This window comes from Barnesiella viscericola DSM 18177 (assembly GCF_000512915.1).
Taxonomy (GTDB): domain Bacteria; phylum Bacteroidota; class Bacteroidia; order Bacteroidales; family Barnesiellaceae; genus Barnesiella; species Barnesiella viscericola.
The window spans coordinates 2,348,869-2,372,658 of the sequence record NZ_CP007034.1 but is presented as its reverse complement, the minus strand read 5'-3'; the positions used below and the strand labels follow the sequence as shown (position 1 = coordinate 2,372,658).

The 23,790-nt window shown below is 54.7% G+C and carries 19 protein-coding genes; 5 read left to right on the top strand and 14 right to left on the bottom strand.

The features are described from left to right. Nucleotides 1-145: 145 nt before the first annotated feature. From BARVI_RS09755 to BARVI_RS09745, 3 genes are read right to left on the bottom strand one after another with little or no spacing between them, the layout of a single operon-like run. Entirely contained in the window at nucleotides 146-1,459 is a 1,314-nt protein-coding gene (locus BARVI_RS09755; RefSeq protein ID WP_232213973.1) for a TolC family protein, read from the bottom strand. 13 nt (nucleotides 1,460-1,472) lie between these two features. Beyond that, nucleotides 1,473-4,622, bottom strand: a complete 3,150-nt coding sequence (locus BARVI_RS09750) for an efflux RND transporter permease subunit (RefSeq protein ID WP_038534344.1) — start codon at nucleotides 4,620-4,622, stop codon at nucleotides 1,473-1,475. Beyond that, nucleotides 4,622-5,677: an efflux RND transporter periplasmic adaptor subunit gene (locus BARVI_RS09745; protein ID WP_025279066.1), complete on the bottom strand. Its 1,056-nt coding sequence runs from the start codon at nucleotides 5,675-5,677 to the stop codon at nucleotides 4,622-4,624. Before BARVI_RS09745 ends, BARVI_RS09750 begins: the two co-directional genes overlap by 1 nt. Before the next feature lie 207 nt (nucleotides 5,678-5,884). Between BARVI_RS09745 and BARVI_RS09740 the strand changes: the two genes are divergently transcribed. The 5 genes from BARVI_RS09740 (at nucleotide 5,885) to ccsA (ending at nucleotide 13,638) form a co-directional block, all read left to right on the top strand. Next, nucleotides 5,885-6,784 carry a helix-turn-helix domain-containing protein gene (locus tag BARVI_RS09740; protein WP_198015966.1) on the top strand — a complete coding sequence of 300 codons (900 nt, stop codon included), beginning with the start codon at nucleotides 5,885-5,887 and terminating at the stop codon, nucleotides 6,782-6,784. Nucleotides 6,785-6,981: 197 nt separating this feature from the next. Continuing rightward, on the top strand, nucleotides 6,982-8,439 hold the full coding sequence (locus BARVI_RS09735) for a hypothetical protein (RefSeq protein WP_025279064.1): 1,458 nt from the start codon (nucleotides 6,982-6,984) through the stop codon (nucleotides 8,437-8,439). 34 nt (nucleotides 8,440-8,473) lie between these two features. Then, nucleotides 8,474-9,697: an imelysin family protein gene (locus BARVI_RS09730; RefSeq protein WP_025279063.1), complete on the top strand. Its 1,224-nt coding sequence runs from the start codon at nucleotides 8,474-8,476 to the stop codon at nucleotides 9,695-9,697. Between the two features lie 22 nt (nucleotides 9,698-9,719). Then, nucleotides 9,720-11,342: a di-heme oxidoredictase family protein gene (locus tag BARVI_RS09725; RefSeq protein WP_025279062.1), complete on the top strand. Its 1,623-nt coding sequence runs from the start codon at nucleotides 9,720-9,722 to the stop codon at nucleotides 11,340-11,342. Nucleotides 11,343-11,448: 106 nt separating this feature from the next. Beyond that, complete coding sequence (ccsA, locus tag BARVI_RS13615) at nucleotides 11,449-13,638, top strand: cytochrome c biogenesis protein (RefSeq protein WP_025279061.1); 2,190 nt, start codon at nucleotides 11,449-11,451, stop codon at nucleotides 13,636-13,638. Nucleotides 13,639-13,716: 78 nt separating this feature from the next. On the opposite strand, the gene BARVI_RS09715 is transcribed toward ccsA, so the two are convergent. From BARVI_RS09715 to atpE, 11 genes are all read right to left on the bottom strand, one after another. After that, nucleotides 13,717-15,150 carry an NADH-quinone oxidoreductase subunit N gene (locus BARVI_RS09715; RefSeq protein WP_025279060.1) on the bottom strand — a complete coding sequence of 478 codons (1,434 nt, stop codon included), beginning with the start codon at nucleotides 15,148-15,150 and terminating at the stop codon, nucleotides 13,717-13,719. 11 nt (nucleotides 15,151-15,161) lie between these two features. Continuing rightward, on the bottom strand, nucleotides 15,162-16,652 hold the full coding sequence (locus BARVI_RS09710; RefSeq protein ID WP_025279059.1) for a complex I subunit 4 family protein: 1,491 nt from the start codon (nucleotides 16,650-16,652) through the stop codon (nucleotides 15,162-15,164). Between the two features lie 35 nt (nucleotides 16,653-16,687). Continuing rightward, a complete protein-coding gene (gene nuoL, locus BARVI_RS09705) occupies nucleotides 16,688-18,595 on the bottom strand; it encodes an NADH-quinone oxidoreductase subunit L (RefSeq protein ID WP_025279058.1) in 1,908 nt (635 codons plus the stop codon). 5 nt (nucleotides 18,596-18,600) lie between these two features. Further along, nucleotides 18,601-18,912 (bottom strand): NADH-quinone oxidoreductase subunit NuoK, encoded by a 312-nt coding sequence (gene nuoK / locus BARVI_RS09700; RefSeq protein WP_025279057.1) that lies wholly within the window; start codon nucleotides 18,910-18,912, stop codon nucleotides 18,601-18,603. Between the two features lie 5 nt (nucleotides 18,913-18,917). Then, entirely contained in the window at nucleotides 18,918-19,436 is a 519-nt protein-coding gene (locus tag BARVI_RS09695; protein WP_025279056.1) for an NADH-quinone oxidoreductase subunit J family protein, read from the bottom strand. Nucleotides 19,437-19,448: 12 nt separating this feature from the next. Next, nucleotides 19,449-19,913, bottom strand: a complete 465-nt coding sequence (locus BARVI_RS09690; RefSeq protein WP_025279055.1) for a NuoI/complex I 23 kDa subunit family protein — start codon at nucleotides 19,911-19,913, stop codon at nucleotides 19,449-19,451. A 94-nt stretch (nucleotides 19,914-20,007) separates the two neighbouring features. Further along, the gene (gene atpG, locus BARVI_RS09685) at nucleotides 20,008-20,889 is read right to left on the bottom strand and encodes an ATP synthase F1 subunit gamma (RefSeq protein ID WP_025279054.1); all 882 of its coding nucleotides are present in this window, start codon (nucleotides 20,887-20,889) and stop codon (nucleotides 20,008-20,010) included. 6 nt (nucleotides 20,890-20,895) lie between these two features. Then, nucleotides 20,896-22,473: a F0F1 ATP synthase subunit alpha gene (gene atpA, locus BARVI_RS09680; protein WP_025279053.1), complete on the bottom strand. Its 1,578-nt coding sequence runs from the start codon at nucleotides 22,471-22,473 to the stop codon at nucleotides 20,896-20,898. 1 nt (nucleotide 22,474) lies between these two features. Further along, nucleotides 22,475-23,017 (bottom strand): F0F1 ATP synthase subunit delta, encoded by a 543-nt coding sequence (locus BARVI_RS09675; protein WP_025279052.1) that lies wholly within the window; start codon nucleotides 23,015-23,017, stop codon nucleotides 22,475-22,477. 6 nt (nucleotides 23,018-23,023) lie between these two features. Then, nucleotides 23,024-23,521, bottom strand: coding sequence for a F0F1 ATP synthase subunit B (gene atpF / locus BARVI_RS09670; RefSeq protein ID WP_025279051.1), 498 nt, complete (start codon nucleotides 23,519-23,521; stop codon nucleotides 23,024-23,026). 9 nt (nucleotides 23,522-23,530) lie between these two features. Next, entirely contained in the window at nucleotides 23,531-23,785 is a 255-nt protein-coding gene (gene atpE / locus BARVI_RS09665) for an ATP synthase F0 subunit C (protein ID WP_025279050.1), read from the bottom strand. Nucleotides 23,786-23,790 lie beyond the last annotated feature (5 nt).

The following is a 23,790-nucleotide window of genomic DNA, read 5'->3' as shown; positions in this document are numbered from 1 at the left end:
ATACAACAGCCAATACCCCTGCACACCCCGATAAGCGGACCCCCACCGTGCAGGGTGCAACCGACTGTTTATCACCAGCGCCCTGCCGCCTACCCTACCCGGGTTGCGACAGGGCGCTTTTTTTTATGAAAGAAGAATATACCGTTTATTCGAGTCGACCGGTTGCCCGCAGGTATTCGGTTTCGTAGATTTTATACTGGGTCTGGGCCTCGATAAGATTGCTCTCGGCCTGCTGCCACTGCGACTGAGCATCGAGCAGGTCGGTCAACGAGGCCATCGACGCTGCATAGCGGTTGCGCATAACCCGCAGATTCTCCTCGGCCTGCTGCACGCCGGTCTCGGCCGTGCGAATCAGACGGTAACCGTCCTGCACGTTGCGAATGGCCTGTTGCACTTCGAGGTTGAGCAGACGTGTGTTCTTCTGCAAGTCGAGTTCGGCACTGCGCAGCGCATAGCGAGCCTTGCGCACCTTCTTGTGCACCTCGCCCCAGTGAAACAGCGGTATCTTCACGGCCAGCATCACCATTCCTATCCCGTCGCGAAACTCCTGCGAATAGGGAAGCATCGTGCCGTTACCCGCATCGACCATACTGTTGAGCTTGATGTTACCGTAATAGGTGTACCCGGCCGACAATCCCACGGTGGGAAGCATCTCGGCCCGCGAGCTCTTGATTTGCTGCTTGCCCACCTCGACCTGCTGTTTGAGCAGGAAGAGCTCGGGCCGGTCGTCGATCGAGGACGTGAGCAGGCCCGGTTCGGTAGCGACCCAAGCCGTATCGGTGGGGACAATCGTCGTGTTGTCGTCGACTCCAATCAGGCGGCACAGCGACAGGCGGCACAAGTCGGCCCCGTTGCGCGCCTTCTGCAACTGGTAGTGTATCTCGCTCTGCTTGGCCTCTATCCGCAACAGGTCGTTCTCGATAATCAGACCCGCCGACAGCGATTCGTTCATCTGGTTAAAGAGCGTATCCATCTGCGCTACATAACTCTCGAGCATACGCACCTTGCGGTCTACCGCGATACAGGTCCAATAGGCCTGGTCGGCATCGGCCAGAATATCCATGCGGGCCATGCGCAACTGCTCACCCGCCACCGCCTCGCCGATGCGGGCCATGCGCTTGCCGGCCGAAATCTTACCGCCGGTATAGATGGGTTGCGTGAGGGTGATGCCGGCCATATACATGCCTCGCATGCGCAGGTCCATACCCATCACATCGATGTCGGGGAAGACGTAGGCTCCCGTGGCCGAGCCCTCGATTTTGGGCAGATAGGCCGTGGTGGCAATGCGGTTGTCGAGTTCGGCCTGACGGAGCCGGATATCGGCCTGTTCGAGCTCTTCGCTGTGGGCCAACGCCATCTCGCGGCACTGGCTGTGCGACAGGAGCAGCGGCTGGGCTGGGGCCACTCCGGCTAACCCCAGGAGACAGCCCATCGCATATATCTTTTTTCTCATTTTCATCGTCATTCGGTTTTTATGCGTTAGGTTTTCTGATTCGGAACATGGCCGCATAGAAGAGCGGCAGCAACACGAGCGTGATAATCGTGCCCACAGTGAGGCCACCCATGATGGTGATGGCCATTGAGCTGTACATGGGGTCGGTCACCAGCGGAATCATACCCACAATGGTGGTGAGCGAAGCCATCAGCACGGGACGCACGCGCGACACGGTAGCCCCGACGACCGCCGTGTAGGGCGACTGCTTCTCCTCGGTCTGCAACCGGTTGATTTCGTCGACCAGCACGATGGCATTCTTCACCATCATGCCCATCAATCCCATCATACCGATGATGGCCATAAAGGTAAAGGGCTGACCGCTCACCAGCAGCACTGGCGTGATGCCGCAGAAGACAAAGGGTATGCAGAGGAGAATCAGTATCACCTTGCGCCAGCTGTTGAAGAGCAGCAGCAAGATGGCCAAGATGATGAAAATCGTGAGCGGTACGAACTTCATGAGGTTGCCTATGGCCTCGCCCTGCAACTCGCCCTCGCCCACCCAGCGCATGTGGTAGCCCTCGGGCAGGTCGATAGCCTCGATTTCGTCGCGAATCGATTCGACCACCTTGGCGGGTGTCGCCTCGTCGCAATAGGGATTGGGGTCGCACTCGGCCTCGATTACACGACGGCCGTTCATGCGCAGCACCACATCTTCGTCCCAATCGAGCCGTATGTGATGCGCCACATTGCTCAGCGGGGTGGCACGGAAAAGCTGGTCTTGCAGGCGACTCATACCCTCGCCGCCAGCCAGGGCACTTTGCAACGCCTCGTTCGAGAGATGCAGGTTGAGCATGCTCCACACCGGAATATCTTCGAGATTGCGGATAGACGACCCGTCGGCATTGCGCACTTGGAGGTTGAGCATGACCATGCGGTCCTGCTCGTTGAGCACCCCTACCGTCATACCGTCGGTTGCCGCCAACAGGGCGTTGGCCACATCGCTGCGCCCGATACCCGAGCGCAGGGCGTCCTGCTGGTCATACTCGGCCACCAGCGCCTTCCCCCGCGGCTTCCAGTTGTTCTGTACCGAATAGGCATCGACATAAGGTGAGCGACGCATAATCTCCTCGGCCTGAGCACTCAACTGCCTCAATACGGCCGGGTCGGGCCCCGAAAACTCCACCTCGACCGTATGCGAAGTAGAAATCGAGAAGTTGTATTTGCGAATGCGGATATAGGCATCGGGATATTCGCAGCGCAACTGCTCGCGCACCACGGGTATCTGCTCGACCACCGTGCGGTAATCCTTGCAATCGACAATCAATTCGCCGTAACAATCGCCGCCCGAAGTCATGGGCCGTACCAGACAGTAGTGGGCCGGTGCACTGCCCTGGCTGACAGCCACCCGCTCAATCTGCGGATTCTGCAATACCCGCTCGCTCATCTCCAACAGGCGGGCACACACCGTATCGGCATTGGCTGCCGACGGGAAGAAACACTCCACGACAAACTGCTTGTAGTCAAAATCGGGGAAAAAGAGATTCTTGACCTGCTTCACCCCTATCAGGCACAACACCAGCAGTACCACGGCCACGGTAATGGTCACTCGCTTGTATCCGATGAGAAAAGCAATCGTCTTACGCACGAAACGGTGTACCGGCGAATTCATCACCGCCGCAGCTGTCGCGTCTTTACCCTCCTTCTTCTCTCGCCGAGGCAACCACGAGTGGGCACACACGGGTACCTGAATAAGAGCCAGTACCCAACTGGCCAACAGGCTTACACACAGTACCAGGAAGAGGTCGCCTGCATATTCACCAGCCGAGTCGGGCGAGAGATAGACGCAAAGGAAGGTCGACGCCGCGATAATCGTAGCTCCCAGCAACGGCATGGCCGTGTTGCGACCTATGCGATAGAGGTAGGTATCGGGCGGCAACCCCCGTTTCTTGTCGATGAGTATGCCGTCCATAATCACCACGGCATTGTCGACCAGCATACCCATCGCCACGATAAAGGCTCCCAACGAGATGCGTTGCAGGGTGGTACCACACATGAGCAAGATGGGAAACGAAACACACACCGTGAGCACCAGTCCGAAGCCGATGATGAGCCCGCTGCGCCAACCCATCGTAAAGATGAGTACGAGAATCACGATAGCGACCGACTCGACCAGGTTCCACATGAACGACGAAATGGCCTCGTCGACCTTGTCGGGTTGGAAGAAAATCTTGTCGGTGGAGAATCCGGCCGGCAGACTCTTCATGGCCTCGGCCAGCCGGGCGTCGACCACCCTCCCCACATCGGGCACGATGGCCGACGACTCCATGGCGATGCAGATGGCCAGCGCCGGTTTGCCGTCGACAAAGAAGCCGTTGCGCTGGGGCGAGGCGTAACCGCGCTCCACCCGAGCCACATCACCGATGCGCAGCATCTTGCCGTCGAGGGTCTGTATTTGCAGGTTGCGAATATCCTCCTCGTCCTTGACCGACGAGTCGACATAGAAGGCGATGCGCTCTCCATCGATTCCGTACCGACCGGCATTAACGGTCTTGCCGGCACTCTGCAAGGCCGACATGATCTGGGTGGGAATAATGCCGTTGCGGGCAATCTGTTCCTTCGAGACGATGATATTGATAACCTCGTCGCGGTTCCCCACGATATTGATGCGCTTCACCCCCTTCACGTCGAGCAGTTCGCGTTGCAGATAACGGGCATAGCGGTACATCTCGGGATAGTCGTAGCCGTCGGCCGTGAGGGCATAGAAAATGCCATACACGTCCATCATGTCGTCAATTACGATGGGCTCGTAACACCCCTGCGGCAGGCGGGAAGCCACATCGTTAACCTTGCGTCGCAACAGGTCGAAGTGCTGTTCGAGGTCGCGGTTGAGTACCGTCATTTGAAACTCGACGGTAAAGAGTGCCGCACTGTTCTGGCACTCGGTCTTCACCTTCTTCACATTCGGCAAAGCCCGCAGCTCGTCCTCCATGAGCTGGGCCACTTGCAGCTCCATCTCGTGGGCGCTGGCTCCCGGCCACGACACGACCACCATGGCCTGCTTGGCCGATACGGCGGGGTCTTCGAGTTTGGGCATCTGCACAAACGACAGAACTCCCGCAATGAGTATCGCCACCATGAGCGACCAGAAGAGCACAGGCCGCTGCATGAAAAATCGGGTTATCTTCATCACAGCAATCCTCCTACGTTAGTACTCCGGGGAGCTTCAATCACACGAACTTTCTCCCCTTCTTTCAACACATGCACACCGGCCCGCACAATCGATTCGTCGCCGGTCAATCCCTTCGAGACGACAGCCCGGCCTTCGCCATCGATGCCGTCCAGTTCGACCTGCCGGCAGGTCACGGTCGAGTCGGGGCGGAAGAGCCACACGCACGCGCTGTCGCCCTGTTGGAAGAGAGCCTGCAACGGTACGGCAAATCCGCGAGCGGCCGTCGAGTCGCCCAAGGCCACCTCGACCTCGACATTCATGCCGGCCGTCAATCGGCTGTCGGGGCGTTGCTCAAAAGCCAGTTGCATGCGATACAGCTGGTTGCCGTCGGCCTTGGGGGTAAGGCTGGTGAGGACAAGAGGCATTGCCTCGTCGATACCTGCCGCCCGGCAGGCGAAGCGGACAAACTCACCCCGTTGCCGGTAGAGGCTGCCCGGAATATCGACCATGACCTCCATCTGCGACACATCGAGCAGGGTGAAGAGGGCGGTACCCGCATCGACCATCTCGGCCGGCGAGAAATTGACCGCCTGTATATACCCGTCGACAGGGGCATACAGTTTGGTGTAGTTCAGTTTGTTCTTGTTGGCCTGCAACTGCACTTCGAGTTGTTTCAACCCGGCCGAAGCCTTTTCGTAGTCGTTGGGCGATATACTCTTTTGAGCCAGCAGACGCTCGGTACGCTTCACCTCGTCGCGCACCTGGTCATACTGCACCTGCAAGGCCTCGACGCCCAACCGATAATCGGTATCGTCAAGTTCGGCCAGCAACTGACCGCGACGCACCCGGTCGCCCTCCGCCACATGAATGCGGGCTATCTGACCCGCCGTCTTGAACCCGAGGCTTATCTCGTGAGCCTCCTTCACGATTCCCGAATAGCTCTTCACCGTCTCCTCGCCCAAGGCTTCGGGACGGGTCAGATACACACTCCGTTCACGAGCCGTCTCCTGCTCCCGGCCGGTACAGCCGCACAAGAGCAGAAAGGCAACCGCCATACACACATTCGTTTTCATGCTATCTCGTTTTTTGAATTGATTTCACGCCTGCAAATTTCCTCCTTTTCGGTGACAGCCGTTTGTCGTAGTCGTCTTGCAGATTGTTCAAAAAGTCGACTAATAACCCTATTTAACAAGAAAATCAAGTTGTTTATTATTCAAATAGGTATATTCGCCCTCGAAAATCATCATGAAATCATGTCGCAAAATTCAACTCTCAACCCTTTGAACCTAAACATGCTGCCGTTCAACAAGCGGGCTTGTGTCTATCGTGATGAAATCTTCATGTCCGATAATTTTGACGAACCTTACGACCTTGCAATCTTGTCAAACGATCCCCAGATACTCAACTTCATCTCCTCACCCTATCCCTTTAAAATACAGTTTGCCATGATGCTCCTCTGCCTCGACGGCTACATGCGAGTCAACCTGAACCTGAACGAGTATGTATTGCAACGCAACTGTATCCAGATCGTCATTCCCGGGACAATCGGTCAATGTATAGAGATTTCTCCCGACTGCCGCATGGCCATCATGGCCTTTGCTCAAATCAACAACCTGCCCGAAGGGAACAGCCAAAGTGCGCTCATCGTACGCAAATATCTTATCGACAACACCATACTACGTCTCTCCGACAGTGAAATGGACGAGATGATCGGACTTTACCACCACATGCACCAAAAAATACGACAACCCGAAGGGGTATTCACCCACGAAATTCTCAACGGTTACATTCAAATATTCTATTACAACCTCTGCCAGTTGATGAGCCCCTATATCGAGCAGAAAGACACCCAATATGTTTCGCGCAAGAAACAGATTTTCGACCAGTTCATCGCCCTGCTCAAGCAACACTGCACCGCCGAACGACGCATAGGCTTCTATGCCGACAAACTGTGTATCACCCCCAAATACCTGTCGCAGGTGGTCTTCGACATCAGTGGAAACCACGCCGGCGACTGGATTCGCGACTACGTCATTCTCGAAGCCAAGGCTTTGCTCAAATGCGGCAAATACAATGTGCAGCAGGTAAGCGACCTGCTCAACTTTGCCAACCAGTCGTTCTTCGGCAGCTACTTCAAAAAGGCGGTAGGCTGCTCGCCCTCGGTCTATCAGGATTCCTAAATGGCCCGCAGACGGCTGCACAAAGCCATAAAATTCATATAAATATCTAAAAAAACAAGGAGATTATCCAGTCCATAGAAAGGCTGTTTCTTTTACCTAAAAAATACTAATTTCAATCTTTTTTTTACTAAATTATAGGTATTGTCCTCCCTGAGCCTTCCCTCTAATTTTGCATCGGAAATCAAAAAACAAAATCCATGCAACTCCAAATTCTAGGGCTCACGACAGCTCTGCTACTCTCCCTGCCAACGGTCGCACAAAACCGCGAAAAAATCGATGCCGTATCGGGGGCAACCGAGCATTCGGATACTACAAAGACGCTACTGAAAACTGAACTGAAAGCCGAAATTCTGAAAGAACTTCGTCAGGAGTTCCAGTCCCAACCCCAAACAGCACCAGCCGAGAAAAAGAGATCCCGCCTCACCCTCGGCGGATATGGTGAAGCCGTAGCCTCGCTCAACTTTTTCAGCGACGACTACAAGAAATACCAGGACGCCCACCTGCACAAGGGCGAACATCACGGACGATTCGACCTGCCTCACGTGGTCATCTTTCTGGGCTATGACTTCGGCCGGGGCTGGAGCATGGGCAGCGAAATCGAGTTTGAACACGGCGGGACCGAGAGCGCCGTCGAAATCGAAGAGGAGGAGGCCGGCGAATATGAGTCGGAAATCGAACGGGGCGGCGAGGTCGCCCTCGAACAGTTCTGGATTCAAAAGAGTTTTTCTCCGGCACTCAACCTGCGCATGGGACACATGATCGTACCGGTGGGTGCCACCAACAGTCACCACTCCCCCACCGAGTTCTTCGGGGTATACCGGCCCGAAGGCGAAAACACCATACTCCCCTGTACCTGGCACGAAACGGGTATCGGGCTGTGGGGTATGCTAGGACGGCACTGGCGCTACGAGGTGATGTTCATACCGGGACTCGACTCAGACCGATTCAACAGCAAAGGGTGGATTCACGACGGGGCAGGCAGCCCCTATGAATTCAAGATAGGGAACAGCTATGCCGGAGCCTTCCGCATCGACAACTATTCGATACCGGGACTGCGACTGAGCGTGAGCGGATACGGCGGGAACAGTTTCAACAATACGCTCTATCCCCAGACCAACAGCCGGTACAAGGGGGTAAAGGGTACGGTACTCATCGGGGCCTTCGATTTTGCCTACGACGCTCATAACTGGATCATACGGGGCAACTGCGACTATGGCCATCTCACCGATGCCGATGTCATTACCGCCTTCAACGGCAGCATGCCCGCCTCATCGGTATCGGCCAAACAGGCTGTCGCCTCCGATGCCATCGCCACCGGTATCGAAGCGGGATACGACCTCTTTTCATTCTCGCCCAAACTGCATGCCCGGGGTCAAAAGTTTCACCTCTTCGGTCGCTACGAATACTACGATTCGATGTTCAAGACCCCGGCGCGGGTACAACACTATAACTGGTGTGGTCGGCAACGACTGGCAGCCGGTATCAACTACTACCCCTTGAAATCGATTGTCATCAAAGCCGAATACAGCATCGGACTGCTCAATGCCAACTCCTACACCTATACCGACTCGTCGGGGGCCACCCGCACTGGCCACTACAACAACGAACCTGCCGTGTCGATAGGCGTTGCCTACTCGGGGTTGTTCACTCGATAATTACTTTTATTCAACACTAAAAAATACCAATACAATGAAAAGAAAATTCACTTATTCGCTTTACCTGCCGCTCCTCACCTCTTTACTCCTCGGCGGAACGGCCTGCTCGGAAAAGGAGACAGACTTCTCATGGGAGGAGCAACGCGAAACCGCCCTGCAATCGGCGGCTACCGCTTTTGTCGAAAACACGGTTGTTCCTACCTACACCTCGCTGGCCGATGCCAGCCTCGAACTGGCCGAACTCTGTGCTCAAATCGAGACCTCGGCACTGGCCAACGCCTCGACCGACATTGCCGCTTCGGGCTCGTTGAGCACAGCTACCCAAGCCCTTGTAGAGCAGGCCTGTGAAAAATGGTATGAGGCCCGCAAACAGTGGGAATTGAGCGAAGCATTCCTCTACGGAGCCGCCGGCGACTACAACATCGACCCACATATCGACTCGTGGCCGCTCAACGCTACCGACCTGCAAGCTCTGCTCGATGACCCCGTGCGCATGGGTATGATGGATGCCGAGTATGCGGCTGGACTGGGTTACGGGCTGTTGGGATTCCATGCCATCGAATACATGCTGTTCGACCACCAGATCGACGCCTCGGCCACGACCGGACAGGCTCGAAACAGCTCCTTCTCCCGCAAGGAAGAGCTGGTCTACCTCACCGCCGTGGCAGGCGACCTGGCCAACCAATGCGTACGCCTGGAAGCCTCCTGGAAAGGATTATCCCAGGTATCGTCTCAAAAACAGACCTTGCTCACCGAAGCCGAACTCGAACCCTCGTTCAATTACGGCGAGAGCATGAAAAATGCCGGTAAAGGCGGCAGCAAATACAAGAGCTATCTCGAAGCGGCCCAAGAGATTATTCAGGGTTGCTCGGACATTGCCGACGAGGTGGGCAACCAGAAAATCGGCCGCCCCAACGAAGCGGCCGCCGGAGCGTCGGAAGATCTCAGTTACATCGAGTCGCCCTACGCCAAGAACTCCAAAGTCGACTTCTACGACAACATCGTCAGCATCAGGAACGCCTACCTGGGAACCAACGTGGGCGACCCCTCGGTGAGCAACTACCTGGCCGGAATCAATCCCAGTGCCGATACCGCGGTGCGCAACGCCATCGAAGCCGCACTCAACGCCATCGAAGCGGCTCCAGCTCCCTTCGTCAACTATGCCGGCACCCACAACGAACAGTGGAAGCAGGCTACCGCAGCCTGCAACGCCTTGAAGAAGGCTCTCGACGAAGCACAATCGGCCATAGGTCAATAACCCCATTATAAACCCAAAAGCTATGAAATCGTATCCTTTTTTACTGGCTTTTGCAACGGCGGCACTATGTGTCGCCAGTTGCACAGATGACAAAATCGACGATACCCCGAAGCCGGTCACTACGCAACTCTCGGAGGAGTATTACACGGGCGGCCAACTGGGTACAGCCTTCAACACCACCTCGGCCGCCTTCGAACAGCCGTCGCCCGCGGTCGAGAATGCCGGCATGGAGGCCTCGTTCAAAAACGGAGAAGCACTCTTCGAGAAGATATTCACCCCGGCCTCCGACGGCTCGGTTCGTGGAGGTCTGGGTCCGCTCTACATACGTACTTCGTGCATGCACTGTCACCCGGGCTACGGACATGGCAAACGACAAGAAGGTGGATTCAATGCCACAGAGATAGGCAACGGCTATCTGCTGGTCATCTACGACGACAACGACAACTACATCACCTCGCTCACCGGCATGCCGCAACTCTTTGCCGTCGAGCCCTTCAAGGCTCCGATAGACCCCTCGAAAATCAAGATTACCTGGAAGCCCTATACCGACAGCTGGAACAACACGTTTGAGGACGGTACCACCTACGAACTGATTTATCCCGAGGTAACGATTCCGGCCGATGCCTACTACGTCGACCTCATCACCACCGACGGTCGTACCCTCTCACCCGACCAGGTGAATATCCGGCTCGAATCGACCATCGGCATCTACGGCACAGGTCTGCTCGATGCCATTACCGACGAGGATTTGAAAGCCCAATATGCCAAACAGGAAAAAGACAACTACTTTGCCCTGAACCCGAAAATTTTCCAAAATGGCGAGTGGGTGAGCCAATACAGCAACAACCGTCCCAGCGACGGAGGTACAGGCGAGAAACACCCCTACCGCTTCACCTACGCCCTGAGCCGCGGCCCCTTACAAGATGCTGCCGGCTCAAACGCCATCTGGAACATTACCAACGTAACCCGCTCGAACCGTCGCTACCACTACATGACAAAAGCCTATGCCGAGAAGGCTTCGAAAGATCCCGAGGTACAAGCCCGGTTCTACGATTTCTTCCCCGACCGGAAAACCGACGCCGGGGTCGAACAGGATATCTACAACTACCTGATGGCTACCGACCTGCCGGTCGAGATGAGCGACGAATACTACACCGACCTGATGGTATGGCATCGGGGACTGGCTGTACCGGCAGCACGCAATCTCGACGACCCCACGATACAACGGGGCAAGCAACTGTTTACCGAGATGGGGTGCAGCTATTGCCATCGCCCCACCTGGACAACCGGTGAAGACCGCTATACCGATCCCAGCGGATTCTTCACCCGCGGCACCGAACTGCCCCGCTATCCTCACCAAAAAATATGGCCTTACACCGACCTGGTACAACACCGCCTGCACATGCAGAACGATATTCGCACCGGCTGGTGCCGCACCACTCCTCTGTGGGGCAGAGGGCTGCATCAGAAATGTACCGGCTCGTTCGAAAGCGACCGGCTGCACGACTGCCGGGCCCGCAACGTGATTGAAGCCATCATGTGGCACGGTGCTCCCGAAAGCGATGCCCGGTGGTCGGTCGAGAAGTTCCGGAAACTGAGCAAAGAGGACCGCGAAGCGGTGGTGAAATTTATCGATGCCATCTAATTAGCCTAATTGGCTAACAAACCCTACCCTCTTGAACCCCATGCTGAGAAATGCCGGCGCACTGCGCGTCGGCATTTCGAGGTATAAAGAAACCCCTCTCCATACAATGAAGATACTCAAACGATTCACCTTTGGCCTGCTGGCCCTCATGCTGGGTGTACTCACCTCGGCAACCGTTCTCGAAAAAATCCAGGGTACCCCCTTTGTCACCCGCCACATCTACGGCTCGCCCGCATTCGTCCTACTCTGGCTGTTGCTGGCTCTGTCGGGCTTCGCCTACCTGATGCGCCGCAGCCCGACGATACGACCGGCCACCTGGCTGCTGCATCTGGCCCTGCTGGTTATCCTGAGCGGAGCTTTCGTCACCTGGCTCACCGGACAGCAGGGCACCCTGCATCTGAGACTGGACGAAGAGCCCGCCCACTCCTACCGCGACAGCGGCGGAGAGGAACAGCCATTCCCCTTCACCGTCGCGCTTGAAAGTTTCGACATCGAATACTATCCGGGGACCCGGGCCCCGCTCGACTTCGTGAGCCGCATCACCATCACCGACGGCTCGCAGACCCGATGCGAAACCATCGCCATGAACCACATTGCCCGTTACCGGGGATACCGCTTCTACCAATCGTCCTACGACTCCGACGGTGCCGGTTCCCGACTCTCGGTCTCGCACGACCCCTGGGGAATCGGCATCACCTACACCGGCTACCTGTTGCTGCTGATGGCCATGGCGGCTCAACTCACCGACCGGCAAGGCACCTTCCGCCGGTTGTTACGCAACCACACCCTGCGGGGTATCTCGCTCGGCGGCGCGATTCTGCTGGCTACCCTGCTCCCGGCTCAGGCGGCCGAGACAAGGGTACCCCCTACCCTCCCGCACGAACAGGCCGACCAGTTGGGGAGGCTCTGCATCTACTACAACCAGCGCATCTGCCCTCTCTCGACACTGGCCCGGGACTTTACGGTGAAACTCTCGGGGAAGAGCAGCTACCGGGGACTCTCGCCCGAACAAGTGCTGGCCGGGTGGCTCTTCTATTACGACGAATGGAAACAGGAACCAATGATTCGCATCAAAAGTCGGGAGGCCCGACGTCTGCTGGGTATCGAGGGGCAGTATGCCCGGCTCACCGACTTCAACCGCGCGGTGAGGGAGTACCGACCCGAGGGTATGAACGACCGGGGAGTCACCGAGGCCAACGAGAAATTCAACCTCGTGGCCATGCTCTGCACCGGCTCGTTGCTGCAAATCTTTCCCTACCGACAGGGCGATACCCTGCACTGGGCCTCACAGGTTGACCCGCTGCCGCACGACCTGCCCCGGGAACAAAGTACCTTTATACAACAATCGATGAACTATGTGAACGAACTGGTGGCCCAACGCGACTACGCCTGTCTGTCACAAGTATTCGACAAAATAGCCCGATACCAACGACAGACTGCCGGAGAGGCGTTCCCCACGAACGGACGTCTGCAAGCCGAGTTGCTCTATAACCACCTGGGCCACTCGCTCGTGGCGGCCATACTCTTCCTCGTTGTCGGAGCTCTTGCCTTTGCGCATGCCTGCCGTCGCATCATCGGGTACAGTTCGGGGCCGCGCTGGATTCATCAGTTGCTGTTGGCCGGGGTCATCATTGGTTTTGCCTACCTCTCGGCCACCCTGCTTCTGCGAGGCTACATTGCCCGACACTGGCCACTGGCCAGCGGATTCGAGACGATGCAGTTCATGGCTTGGTGTGCCCTGGGGATAACCCTGATCGGGCACCGTCGCTTTATTCTGATTCTGCCGTTCGGCTATCTGGTGAGCGGTCTGGCCATGCTGGTCTCGATGATGGGCGAATCCAATCCCCCCATTACCCCGCTTATGCCAGTACTCACCTCGCCCCTGCTCTCGGTTCACGTGGTTCTGGTGATGACCGCCTACACCTTGCTGGCCTTCGTCATGTTCAACGGTATCGCCGGCCTGACACTCTCCCGCCGTCACCCCCGGCAAGCCGAGCAGTTGCAGACGGTAGGACGCATTCTGCTCTATCCCGCCGTCTTTGCCCTGGCGGCCGGAATCTTCGTGGGAGCCGTGTGGGCCAACATCTCGTGGGGACGATACTGGGGCTGGGACCCCAAAGAAGTATGGGCACTCATCACCTGGCTCATCTACGCCATGGCCCTGCACCCGGAGTCGTTGCCATTATTCAGGAAACCTGCCTTCTTTCACGGGTTCTGTGTGGTCGCATTCCTCTGCGTGCTCATTACCTACTTCGGCGTCAACTTTCTGCTGGGCGGCATGCACAGCTATGCCTGAGAGGCGACGGCAAAAAAGAGGGCCGGGGAGCATTTGCTCTCCGGCCCTTTGTCTATACAGAATATTGATTGCTTTCGATTAGAGGCCCAGTGCGCTGAGGTCGGCAAAGTAACCGTATACGCAGCTGGCAATACCCAGCAACAGGATACCGGCTACACACACGATGAGACTCACGCGCGAACCGTTGTCGCTGCGGAAGGGTGCGATGACACACTCGTTCTCGGTATTGATAAACATGGCCTTTACCACCAGCAGATAGTAGTAGAGCGAGATGATGGTATTGAGCAAGGCGATGAGCACCAGAATATAGAATCCCGAGTGAATGGCCGAAGCAAAGATGAAGAACTTGCTGAAGAATCCGGCGAACGGCGGGATACCGGCCAACGAGAACATGGCCAACATCATGATGACACTCAGTTTGGGGTTGGTCTTGTAGAGGCCGTTGTAGTCGTCCATATTCACCTTGCCGCTGTTGTGCTCGATCGACGAAATCACGCCGAAGGCAGCCAGGTTGGAGAAGATGTAAACCAGTACGTAGTAAACCAGCGCGGTCGTACCTTGAATCGAACCGGCGATGATACCCAACATGATGTAACCGGCCTGCGAGATGGACGAGAAGGCCAGGAACCGTTTCAGGTTCTTCTGACGAATGGCAAAGAGGTTACCCACGGTAATCGTCAGTACAATCAAGGCCCACATGATACCTTGCCAAACGGCCGGTTCGAAGGCGAACACCTTGTAGAGAACCAACAGGAGGGCAAAGGCTGCCGACCCCTTCGAGATAACCGACAAGTAGGAGGTTACCTGCGTGGGAGCCCCTTCGTAAACGTCGGCTGTCCACAAGTGGAAGGGAACGAGCGAGAGCTTGAATCCCATACCGGCCAGCACAAAGACAAGCGTGGCGATGAACAACGGCGTGTGATTGCCGGCAATATTGATGGCAATGTCGTCGAAATAGAGCGAACCCGAAACACCATAGAGGAACGAGAGTCCCAGCAGGAAGAGTGCCGACGAGAAGACGGCCGTGAAGAGGTATTTGGCACCGGCCTCATACGATTCAGAGTCTTTCTTGGTGATGGCGATGAGCGCGGCCATAGGCAGTGAAGCGGTCTCGAGCCCGATGAAGAAGAGCAGGAAGTGTCCCGACGAAACCATCAGGTACATACCGAAGAGGGTCACCAGCAACAACTCGTAAAACTCACCCCGACGCACTTTCACATCGGGAGTATTGCTCCACGAAATCGATTGCAGCAACACGATGAAGGTACCTATGTTAAGCACGGTCTTTACCATCGACGCGATGGGCGACGTCTGATACATGCCGCCAAAGGCCGATGCCGACTCGACCGGTATGATGTTCCAGATCGTGTGCAGGGCAAACAGGACACACGCTGTAATCGATAATCCTTTGAGGCTCTTGTTTCCACCAAAGGTGTCTACGAAAAATATCAGCAGGAATACGACCAGCAGCGATATTTCCGAGCGCATAACTAAAAACTGTGAATAATCCATATACTGTATGATTAAAGAGCTTGAGACAACAAATTAGTAATAGGTTCCACACCGCCACGAATCAGATCGGAGATCCAGTGGGGGAAGCTACCGATGGCAACCACACACACGATAAGGGTGATGACCGAGAGGCGTTCCCACCATTCGGCATCGGTCAACTCGCGATGGTGTTCGTTTTGAACGGCACCGTACAACAGTTTCCCAACCACGCGCAGAATATAGACCGCCGTAATCACAATCGAGGTACAAGCGACAATCGTAAATACCCGGTGGAAAGTATCGGTATGCTCGAACGAACCGACAAAGATGGTCATCTCGGCCACGAATCCGCTCAATCCCGGAAGACCCAGCGAAGCCAAACCGGCAATCACGTAACCTACCGACAGGAACGGCATGATTTGCATCAAGCCGCCCATCTCGCGAATATCACGGGTGTGGGTACGACCGTAAATCATACCGATGAGGGCAAAGAAGAGGGCCGTCATCAAACCGTGCGAGAGCATCTGCATCACCGCACCGGTCATGGCCGTGGTATTGAGCATGAGGATTGCGAAGAGCACCAGACCGCAGTGACTTACCGAAGAGTAGGCGTTGATGTATTTCAAGTCGGTCTGTACACAAGCACTGAACGCACCGTAAACGACACTGATACCGGTCAAGATCAGGAATATCCAAGCCAGTTCGTTGGCAGCCTGGGGCATGAGGTAGATGGCTACCCGGAAGCAGCCGTAACCACCCAGCTTCATCAGTACACCGGCGTGCAACATCGACACGGCCGTGGGCGCCGAAGCGTGACCGTCGGGCGACCAAGTGTGGAACGGGAACATGGCTCCCAGCACACCGAATCCCACAAAGGTCATCGGGAAGAGGAAATATTGCCAGTTCATGGGGATATTACCGTGCTCGGCAATGTCGACCACATTCATCGAGTGGAGACCCGATTGGTAGTAGATGCCCAGGATACCGATCATCAGCAGGGCCGAACCACCCATCAGCATCAGCGTCAGTTTCATGGCCGAATAGTTCTTGCGGCCGCTGCCCCAAACGCCAATCAGCAGGTACATGGGGATAAGGGCCACCTCGTAGAACATGAACATCGTGAAGAGGTCGACCGAGATGAAGAAGCCAAACACACCCGTCGAAAGCAACATGAACCACAAGAAGAACTCCTTGGGCAGGGGGTTGATTTTCCACGAAGCGAAGACTCCGGCAAAAACTATAATGGACGAGAGCAGCAACATGGCCACCGATACACCGTCCACGCCGACAGCGTAGTGAATGTTCAGCGGAGCATACCACATGCGGCTATCGGTAAACAACATCGTCGCTGTATTTCCAGCAGCGCGTTCGGCCAGAAACTCAACGAGAGTGTAAACGGACAACGCCAACAATAAGGTTGAACCAATAACCGCTACCGTTCGTATCTGTTTCATATCTCTTGCGATCCAGAGACCCAGCATCATCAAGAGAGGGATAAGCACAAATAATGATAGAAAATTCATAGTGTTTCTTTAATTTTTTATCGTTCAACCATCAGTTAAAAGCACATGGCCAGTACGGCAATCAACAATGCGCCCATAATGAATACCCATACATACCATTGGATATATCCCGACTGCAACTTGCGTATGCCGTAGGAAACTCCGTTGGTAACGGTAGCCAACATATTCATCGTGCCATCAACGATATGACGGTCGAACCAGGCGATGGGCCGGCAGATATGCTGGAATATAATCTTGTGGGTAACCCACATGTAAAGTTCGTCCATGTAGAAGCGGTGGTAAGCTGCCGTGTGCAGGGCGCGGAACTTGTCGGCCAGGGCTTTGGGCTTGGAGTTCTCCGAGAGATACATCCAGGTGGCCAGGGCAATGGCGACAACGGCTACGATAATACTCGTCGTAGCTACCGACCAATCGAGGTGAATGTGATAGGCCTCGCCGTTTACCGATACGAACTCGCCGAAGGGAATGAAACCGGCCACGCAGGTAACCAATGCCAGGAATACCAGCGGCAGATACATCGTCTTGGGAGCTTCGTGCGGCGTGTGGTGCTCATACGAAGGTTTGCTCCACCAGAAGATGCGGTAGTAGAGACGGAACATGTAGAAGGCGGTGAGACCGGCCACAGCCGTCATCCATACACCCCACAATGTGCTCTTCTCGAAGGCGGCCGTAAGAATCTCGTCCTTACTGAAGAAGCCCGAGAAGGGAGGAATACCGGCGATGGCCAAACAGGCAATCAGGAAGGTGATGTGAGTCACCGGCATATATTTGTGCAGGTTGCCCATCTCGGACATCTCGTTGGAGTGAACGGCATGGATAATGCAACCGGCACCGAGGAAGAGCAGCGCCTTGAACATGGCGTGCGTGAAGAGGTGGAACATGGAGGCCATGTAGCCGAGACCGGCGTGCAGGTCGGTGTCGAAGGCCACACCCAGAGCCACCATCATAAAGGCAATTTGCGAAATGGTCGAGAAGGCTAACACCCGTTTGATATCGGTTTGCACACAAGCAACGACTGCGGCGTAGAGTGCCGTGATGGCACCCACCCAAGTAATGAGGTCGAGCACCTCGGGCACGGCGCAGTACATGGGGAAGAGCCGGGCTACCAGATAGACACCGGCAACCACCATCGTAGCGGCGTGGATCAAGGCCGATACCGGAGTAGGACCCTCCATGGCATCGGGCAACCAGATGTGTAACGGGAACATGGCCGACTTACCGGCACCACCCATGAAGATGAGCGCCATGGCCCAGGCGGCTACCGAGCAACCCATGAAGGTCATGCCGGCCGTCTCGGTTACCAGCGACGTGGGATTCGACATCAGAGTCTGGAAATCGAACGTCTCGGTAAAGAACGAGAGGATAAGGATACCGATCAGGAAGCCCAGGTCGGCAAAACGGGTAACGATAAAGGCTTTCTTCGAAGCCGAAACCGCAGCCGGTTTGGTATAGTAAAATCCGATAAGCAGGTAGGACGATACACCCACCAGCTCCCAGAAGATATACATCTGGAAAATGTTTGTGGCCACAACCAGTCCCAACATGGAGAAGCTGAACAGCGACAAGAAGGCATAATAGCGTTGGAAGCCCTTCTCACCATGCATGTAGCCCATACTGTAAATGTGTACCATGAGCGAAACCGTGGTGATAACCACCAGCATCATGACCGAGATGGGGTCCAGCAAGATACCCAGGTCGATATGCAGTTGCTCGGTAAAGCGCAACCACTCGAAGTTAACCGGCTGCAAAGTCTCAAAAACGCCTTCGGCATTGCGCGGCATAGTAAAATAGTTGAACGCTACCATGTAGGCCAGCACGGCGGTAACGGTCAACCCGAGGGTTCCCAACACGCCGGCAACGCGTTCGCTCAACTTATGCCCCACAAGTCCCAGAAAGAGGAACATGCAAAGCGGGAGTAAAAGTATTATAACTGAATATTCCATATCGATCAATATTTCATTTTATCAAGGTTATGCACGTCAACATTCCGAATGTGGCGGAAGATGTTGATAATGATTGCAATGGCAAGCGCTGTCTCGGCAGCGGCAATACCTATTGCAAAGAGGGTGAAGAAGAATCCCTCCAAGGCCTCGGGATAAAGGTAACGGTTGAACACCACAAAGTTGATGTCGGCCGCATTGAGCATCAATTCGAGCGAAATGAGCATCGCCAGCATATTCTTACGTGTCACAAACCCGTAAACCCCGGCAAAAAACATGATGGTACTTACCACCAAATAGGCAATCATTGGTATTTCCATAGTTCTTATCTTTTACGGGCAATCATAATGCCACCGATGATACATGCCAGTAACAACACACTGATTGCTTCAAAGGGCAGCAGATACTGGTACTTCTCTACCCCCATGAGCGCATGGCCTATCACCTTCATGTCGACCTCGCCGGTGATGACACTGGTGAGCGGCTTGGTGAAGAACGGATAGGTGAGCAGCGTATAGCCGCACACGATGGCGCCGAATATCGAAGCAATGAGCCCGACTACGCGTTTCTTGGAAGAGAGCAACGTCGCCTTGTCTCCGGGGTGACTCGTCAACAGAATCGAGAAGACAAACAGCACCACAATACCGCCGGCATAGACGGCAAGCTGTACGGCGCCCAAGAAGGTAAAGTCAAGCTGGAAATAAATACCGGCTGTCGCAAACAGAACGAACAGGAGGTAAGTGGCTGCCCGCAGAATGCGTCGGGTGGTGACGGTCAGAATCGAACACACCACGATGACCAATGCAAGCAAGCCGAAGATAACTTGATTTGCTATTTGTTCCATAATGTTAATCTATTATTTTTCGGTTGGGTTATCGGTATGATTGAGAATCTTCACCAGTTTCTCACGACGGAAAACGGCGTGCTCAAATTCGTTGGTGAACTTGATGGCGTGGTGAGGACACGTAGACACACACATCTGGCAGAAGGTGCAACTACCCAGGTCATACACATATTTATCTAACACTCTTTTGGTCTTACCATCTTCGGTGGTAATCTTCGAGGCCTCGATTTTGATTGTCCCGTTGGGGCAATTCATCTGACAGATACCGCAAGCCACACATTTGTGCTGCCCGTTTTCATCGTAAATCAAGGTCAATGTCCCTCTGAAACGCTCGGGGATTTTCAAGGTCGCCCGGTTTTCGGGATACTGTTCGGTAACTTTCCGGCTCAAGAAGTATTTACCGGTCACTTCCATTCCTTGCAGAAGGCTCAGCAATCCTTTCCAGAAAGATGTCATGTAATTTTTAAAACTTCCCATAAATCTCTTTACAGAACTCTTATTTTATTAGTTAACACTATGGTTTATTTCATGCGTCAAAAGAGCCTGGCGGGCCAAGCTCTTTGCCGATAGTTCAATCTACTCGTCCTCCTGCGATATCCAGCAACTCGGCCGTAATGCTCTGCTGACGCAGCTTGTTGTATTCGAGTTGCAGGTCGTCCAACAGTTCCTTGGCATTGTCGTTTGCCGACTGCATGGCCATCACCCGGGCAGCCTGTTCGGAGACCCGGTTGGAGCAGATGGCTTCCTGCATGTTCGACAAGACATAAAGCGGCAGTATCTCATTATAAATGGTGTTCACGTCGGGCTCGAACAAATAGGGCTTGTTGCGCTCGACCTTCTCGCCGGCGGCCAAATCGTCGGCGGCAATCGGCAACAGCCGACGTGTGGCCAACGTCTGTTTACTGGCGCTTTTGTAATGGGTATATACGACCTCTATTTCGTCGATTTTGCCGGCCACGAAGTCGCGGGTAAGCTCGTTGGTAAAACGGGCTATGTCCTCACCCGGGCTCTTGGCCGTCATATAATCGGTCATGGCAATCTCCACACCCTCGCCCACCAGTTTATGGGCAAATTGAGAGGCTTTCTTTCCTATCGGATAAACAACAAACATCACGGAATTACCGGCCTCTTCGCGCCCCTGGTTGATGACTTCGAGCGTGCGTTTAAACAGATTCATGTTGAATGCGCCACACAATCCCTCGTCCGAACTGAGCACGACTACGGCCCTCCGCTTCACGGGACGCACCTCGGTGAGCGGTGAACTATACTCTGCATCGGCAGAAATAAGATGATTGATGGTACGCTGAATCTGATCCCGGAACGGCCGCACACGACGCAAAGCCAAATCGGCCTTGTGCATCTTGGCCGACGAAATCATCTTCATCGCACCGGTTATTTTTTCGGAAGAAGCGACCGAGCCGATTCTTCCTTTCAAGTCGCGCATTGATGCCATAGTCTATTATGCCTTAAATCGATTAGCCACCTCGGTAGCGACCTCGGTCATGAGGGCGGAAATCTTGTCGTCGAGATGTCCGGCCCGCAGTTCGTCCAAAACCTCGTGGCTATATTTTGATTTCAATATCTGCAAATACAATTTCTCAAACTCGGCTACCTTGTCGAGAGGTACGTTGTGCAACAATCCTTGCGTACCGCAATAGATGATGGCAATCTCCTCCTCGACGGGCACCGGCGAATACTGGGGCTGTATGAGGATACGCTCGTTCTTGCGGCCCTTGTCGATGGTCATGGCGGTTACCGGGTCGACGTCGCCACCGAACTTGGTGAACGATTCGAGCTCACGGAACTGGGCCTGGTCGATCTTCAACGTACCGGCAATCTTCTTCATGGCCTTCACCTGGGCACTACCACCCACACGCGAAACCGAGATACCCACGTTGATGGCGGGACGCACACCCTGGTTGAAGAGGGCGGTCTCCAAGAATATCTGACCGTCGGTAATCGAAATCACGTTGGTAGGGATATAGGCCGACACGTCACCGGCCTGGGTCTCGATAATAGGCAGGGCCGTCAACGAACCGCCACCTTTTACCATCGGCTTCAATACCTCGGGCAGGTCGTTCATCGAAGCGGCTACCTCGTCGTTCTCGATAATCTTGGCGGCACGCTCGAGCAGACGGGAGTGCAGGTAGAAGATATCGCCCGGGTAGGCTTCACGACCTGAGGGACGACGCAGAATCAACGAAATCTCACGATAGGCTACGGCCTGTTTCGAGAGGTCGTCGTAGATGACCAATGCGTGGCAACCGCGGTCTCTGAAATACTCGCCGATGGCGGCACCGGCAAACGGTGCATAGTAGCGCATCGCAGCCGAGTCGGAGGCGTTGGCGGCCAGCACGACGGTATAGTCGAGGGCTCCATGTTCCCGCAAGGTATTGACCAGCGCGGCTACCGACGAGGCTTTCTGTCCGATAGCCACATAGATACAATAGAGGGGAGTCCCGTTCTTGTAATTGTCCCGCTGGTTGATAATCGTGTCGATGGCAATCGCCGTCTTACCGATCTGGCGGTCGCCGATAATCAGCTCACGTTGTCCGCGGCCGATGGGCACCATCGAGTCGATGGCCTTGATACCGGTCTGCAAGGGTTGCTTTACCGGTTGGCGGAAGATTACACCCGGAGCCTTGCGCTCGAGGGGCATTCTGATAAGGTCGCCTTGAATGGGACCTGCGCCATCGATAGGTTCACCCAACGTATTGATAACTCGGCCGAGCAATCCTTCGCCCACGGGCAGAGAGGCAATTTCGCCGGTGCGGCGGGCGGTCATGTTCTCGGTAACCTTGTCAACGTTATCGAGCAAGATGACACCCACATTGCTCTCCTCCAAGTTCATGGCCACGCCGTGTACGCCGTTTTCAAACTCGATCAATTCGCTGGAACGCACATTGTCGAGCCCGTACACGTGAGCCACACCATCACCAACTTCGAGAACAGTACCTACTTCTTCAAAATTGATTTTGGAGTCGACCTCGTCGAGTTGTTTCTTTAATATATCCGATATTTCACTGGGTTTTATCATATCACTTGCTGTTTAGCAATTTCAAACGCAATTTTTTTAATTCACTATTGACCGAAGCATCTAATTGCATCGAATCCACGCGCAAAATAAATCCGCCGATGAGGGTGGGATCTATTTCATAAACAAATTCCAGCGTCTTGTCCGTTTGCTTTTTCATAAGGTCGCCGATGCGGCCCAGCACCTCCTTGTTCAAGGCGGTGGCGGTGGTTATCGTCACGCGGGCAATGTGGTTGGCCCGGCGATAGATATCCTGGTAGGCCAGTCCGATAGACCTTACAAACGTTTCGCGACGGTTCTTGATAACTAACTGAACGAAACGGAGCAGATAATCGTCGGGCTTTTCACCGAAAGCCGACGACAGCACCCGTACCTTGTCCGAAGGAGAAAGAGCCGGGTTACCCAATACTTTTGAAAACTCGGGATGCGCCTTAAAGGCGTCATCAAGGCGTTTCATCTCTTCATAAATCGCCTCGGCCACACCATGTTCCTGGGCGTATTTGTAGAGAGCTTTCGCATATCTATTCGGTATTAACCCCTCGTTCATGTTCTATTAGTTTTGATTCTCAATTTCATTCAACAGTTTGTCGACCATTTCGACCTGGGTCTTGTCGTCGGAGAGTTGCTTGCGCATCATCTTCTCGGCAATTTGCAGGGCAAACTGGCTCACTTCGCGGCGGAATTGGAGTTCCGACTCTTTGCGGGCCTGCTCGATCGACACGGCCGCAGCGTCCATCACTTTTTTAGCTTCTACCGAGGCTGCCTGACGTGCTTCCTCAATAATCTGAGTCTTCATCTGGGCAGCTTCGTGCAGAATCTCCATTTGTTGTTTCTGCGCTTCGACCAAAAGAGCTTTGGCTTCGGCCTGTGCGTTGTCCAGGTGAGATTTGGCCTCCTGGGCATACTCCACCCCCTTGTCAATGAACTCGGCTCGTTCGTCGAGGCTGCGCAAAATGTAGGGCCAGCCGAACTTGGCGAGTATGACAAAGAGGATGACGAAGACAACGAACATCCAAAATACCAAGCCTATTTCGGGCGTGAACAGTTCCATATCTTACGATTAGATGAACAAAGACATCACGCAAACAATCACAGCAAACAGGGCCACACCTTCTACCAGGGCGGCAATCACAATCATGTTGCTTCGGATATCACCGCTGGCTTCGGGCTGACGAGCGATAGCGTCCATAGCCGACGAACCAATCTTACCGATACCTACACCGGCTCCGATAGCTGCGATACCAGCACCAATACATGCACCCAATTTAGCCAGACTTGCACCGGCTGCTGCTTGTAATAAAATCATTCCTAACATAATGT

Coding starts and splice junctions, on each gene's coding strand:
- BARVI_RS09755 (WP_232213973.1), bottom strand. CDS start 1,459: ATGAAAATGAGAAAAAAGATATATGCGATGGGCTGTCTCCTGGGGTTA.
- BARVI_RS09750 (WP_038534344.1), bottom strand. CDS start 4,622: ATGAAGATAACCCGATTTTTCATGCAGCGGCCTGTGCTCTTCTGGTCG.
- BARVI_RS09745 (WP_025279066.1), bottom strand. CDS start 5,677: ATGAAAACGAATGTGTGTATGGCGGTTGCCTTTCTGCTCTTGTGCGGC.
- BARVI_RS09735 (WP_025279064.1), top strand. CDS start 6,982: ATGCAACTCCAAATTCTAGGGCTCACGACAGCTCTGCTACTCTCCCTG.
- BARVI_RS09730 (WP_025279063.1), top strand. CDS start 8,474: ATGAAAAGAAAATTCACTTATTCGCTTTACCTGCCGCTCCTCACCTCT.
- BARVI_RS09725 (WP_025279062.1), top strand. CDS start 9,720: ATGAAATCGTATCCTTTTTTACTGGCTTTTGCAACGGCGGCACTATGT.
- ccsA (WP_025279061.1), top strand. CDS start 11,449: ATGAAGATACTCAAACGATTCACCTTTGGCCTGCTGGCCCTCATGCTG.
- BARVI_RS09715 (WP_025279060.1), bottom strand. CDS start 15,150: ATGGATTATTCACAGTTTTTAGTTATGCGCTCGGAAATATCGCTGCTG.
- BARVI_RS09710 (WP_025279059.1), bottom strand. CDS start 16,652: ATGAATTTTCTATCATTATTTGTGCTTATCCCTCTCTTGATGATGCTG.
- nuoL (WP_025279058.1), bottom strand. CDS start 18,595: ATGGAATATTCAGTTATAATACTTTTACTCCCGCTTTGCATGTTCCTC.
- nuoK (WP_025279057.1), bottom strand. CDS start 18,912: ATGGAAATACCAATGATTGCCTATTTGGTGGTAAGTACCATCATGTTT.
- BARVI_RS09695 (WP_025279056.1), bottom strand. CDS start 19,436: ATGGAACAAATAGCAAATCAAGTTATCTTCGGCTTGCTTGCATTGGTC.
- BARVI_RS09690 (WP_025279055.1), bottom strand. CDS start 19,913: ATGGGAAGTTTTAAAAATTACATGACATCTTTCTGGAAAGGATTGCTG.
- atpG (WP_025279054.1), bottom strand. CDS start 20,889: ATGGCATCAATGCGCGACTTGAAAGGAAGAATCGGCTCGGTCGCTTCT.
- atpA (WP_025279053.1), bottom strand. CDS start 22,473: ATGATAAAACCCAGTGAAATATCGGATATATTAAAGAAACAACTCGAC.
- BARVI_RS09675 (WP_025279052.1), bottom strand. CDS start 23,017: ATGAACGAGGGGTTAATACCGAATAGATATGCGAAAGCTCTCTACAAA.
- atpF (WP_025279051.1), bottom strand. CDS start 23,521: ATGGAACTGTTCACGCCCGAAATAGGCTTGGTATTTTGGATGTTCGTT.
- atpE (WP_025279050.1), bottom strand. CDS start 23,785: ATGTTAGGAATGATTTTATTACAAGCAGCAGCCGGTGCAAGTCTGGCT.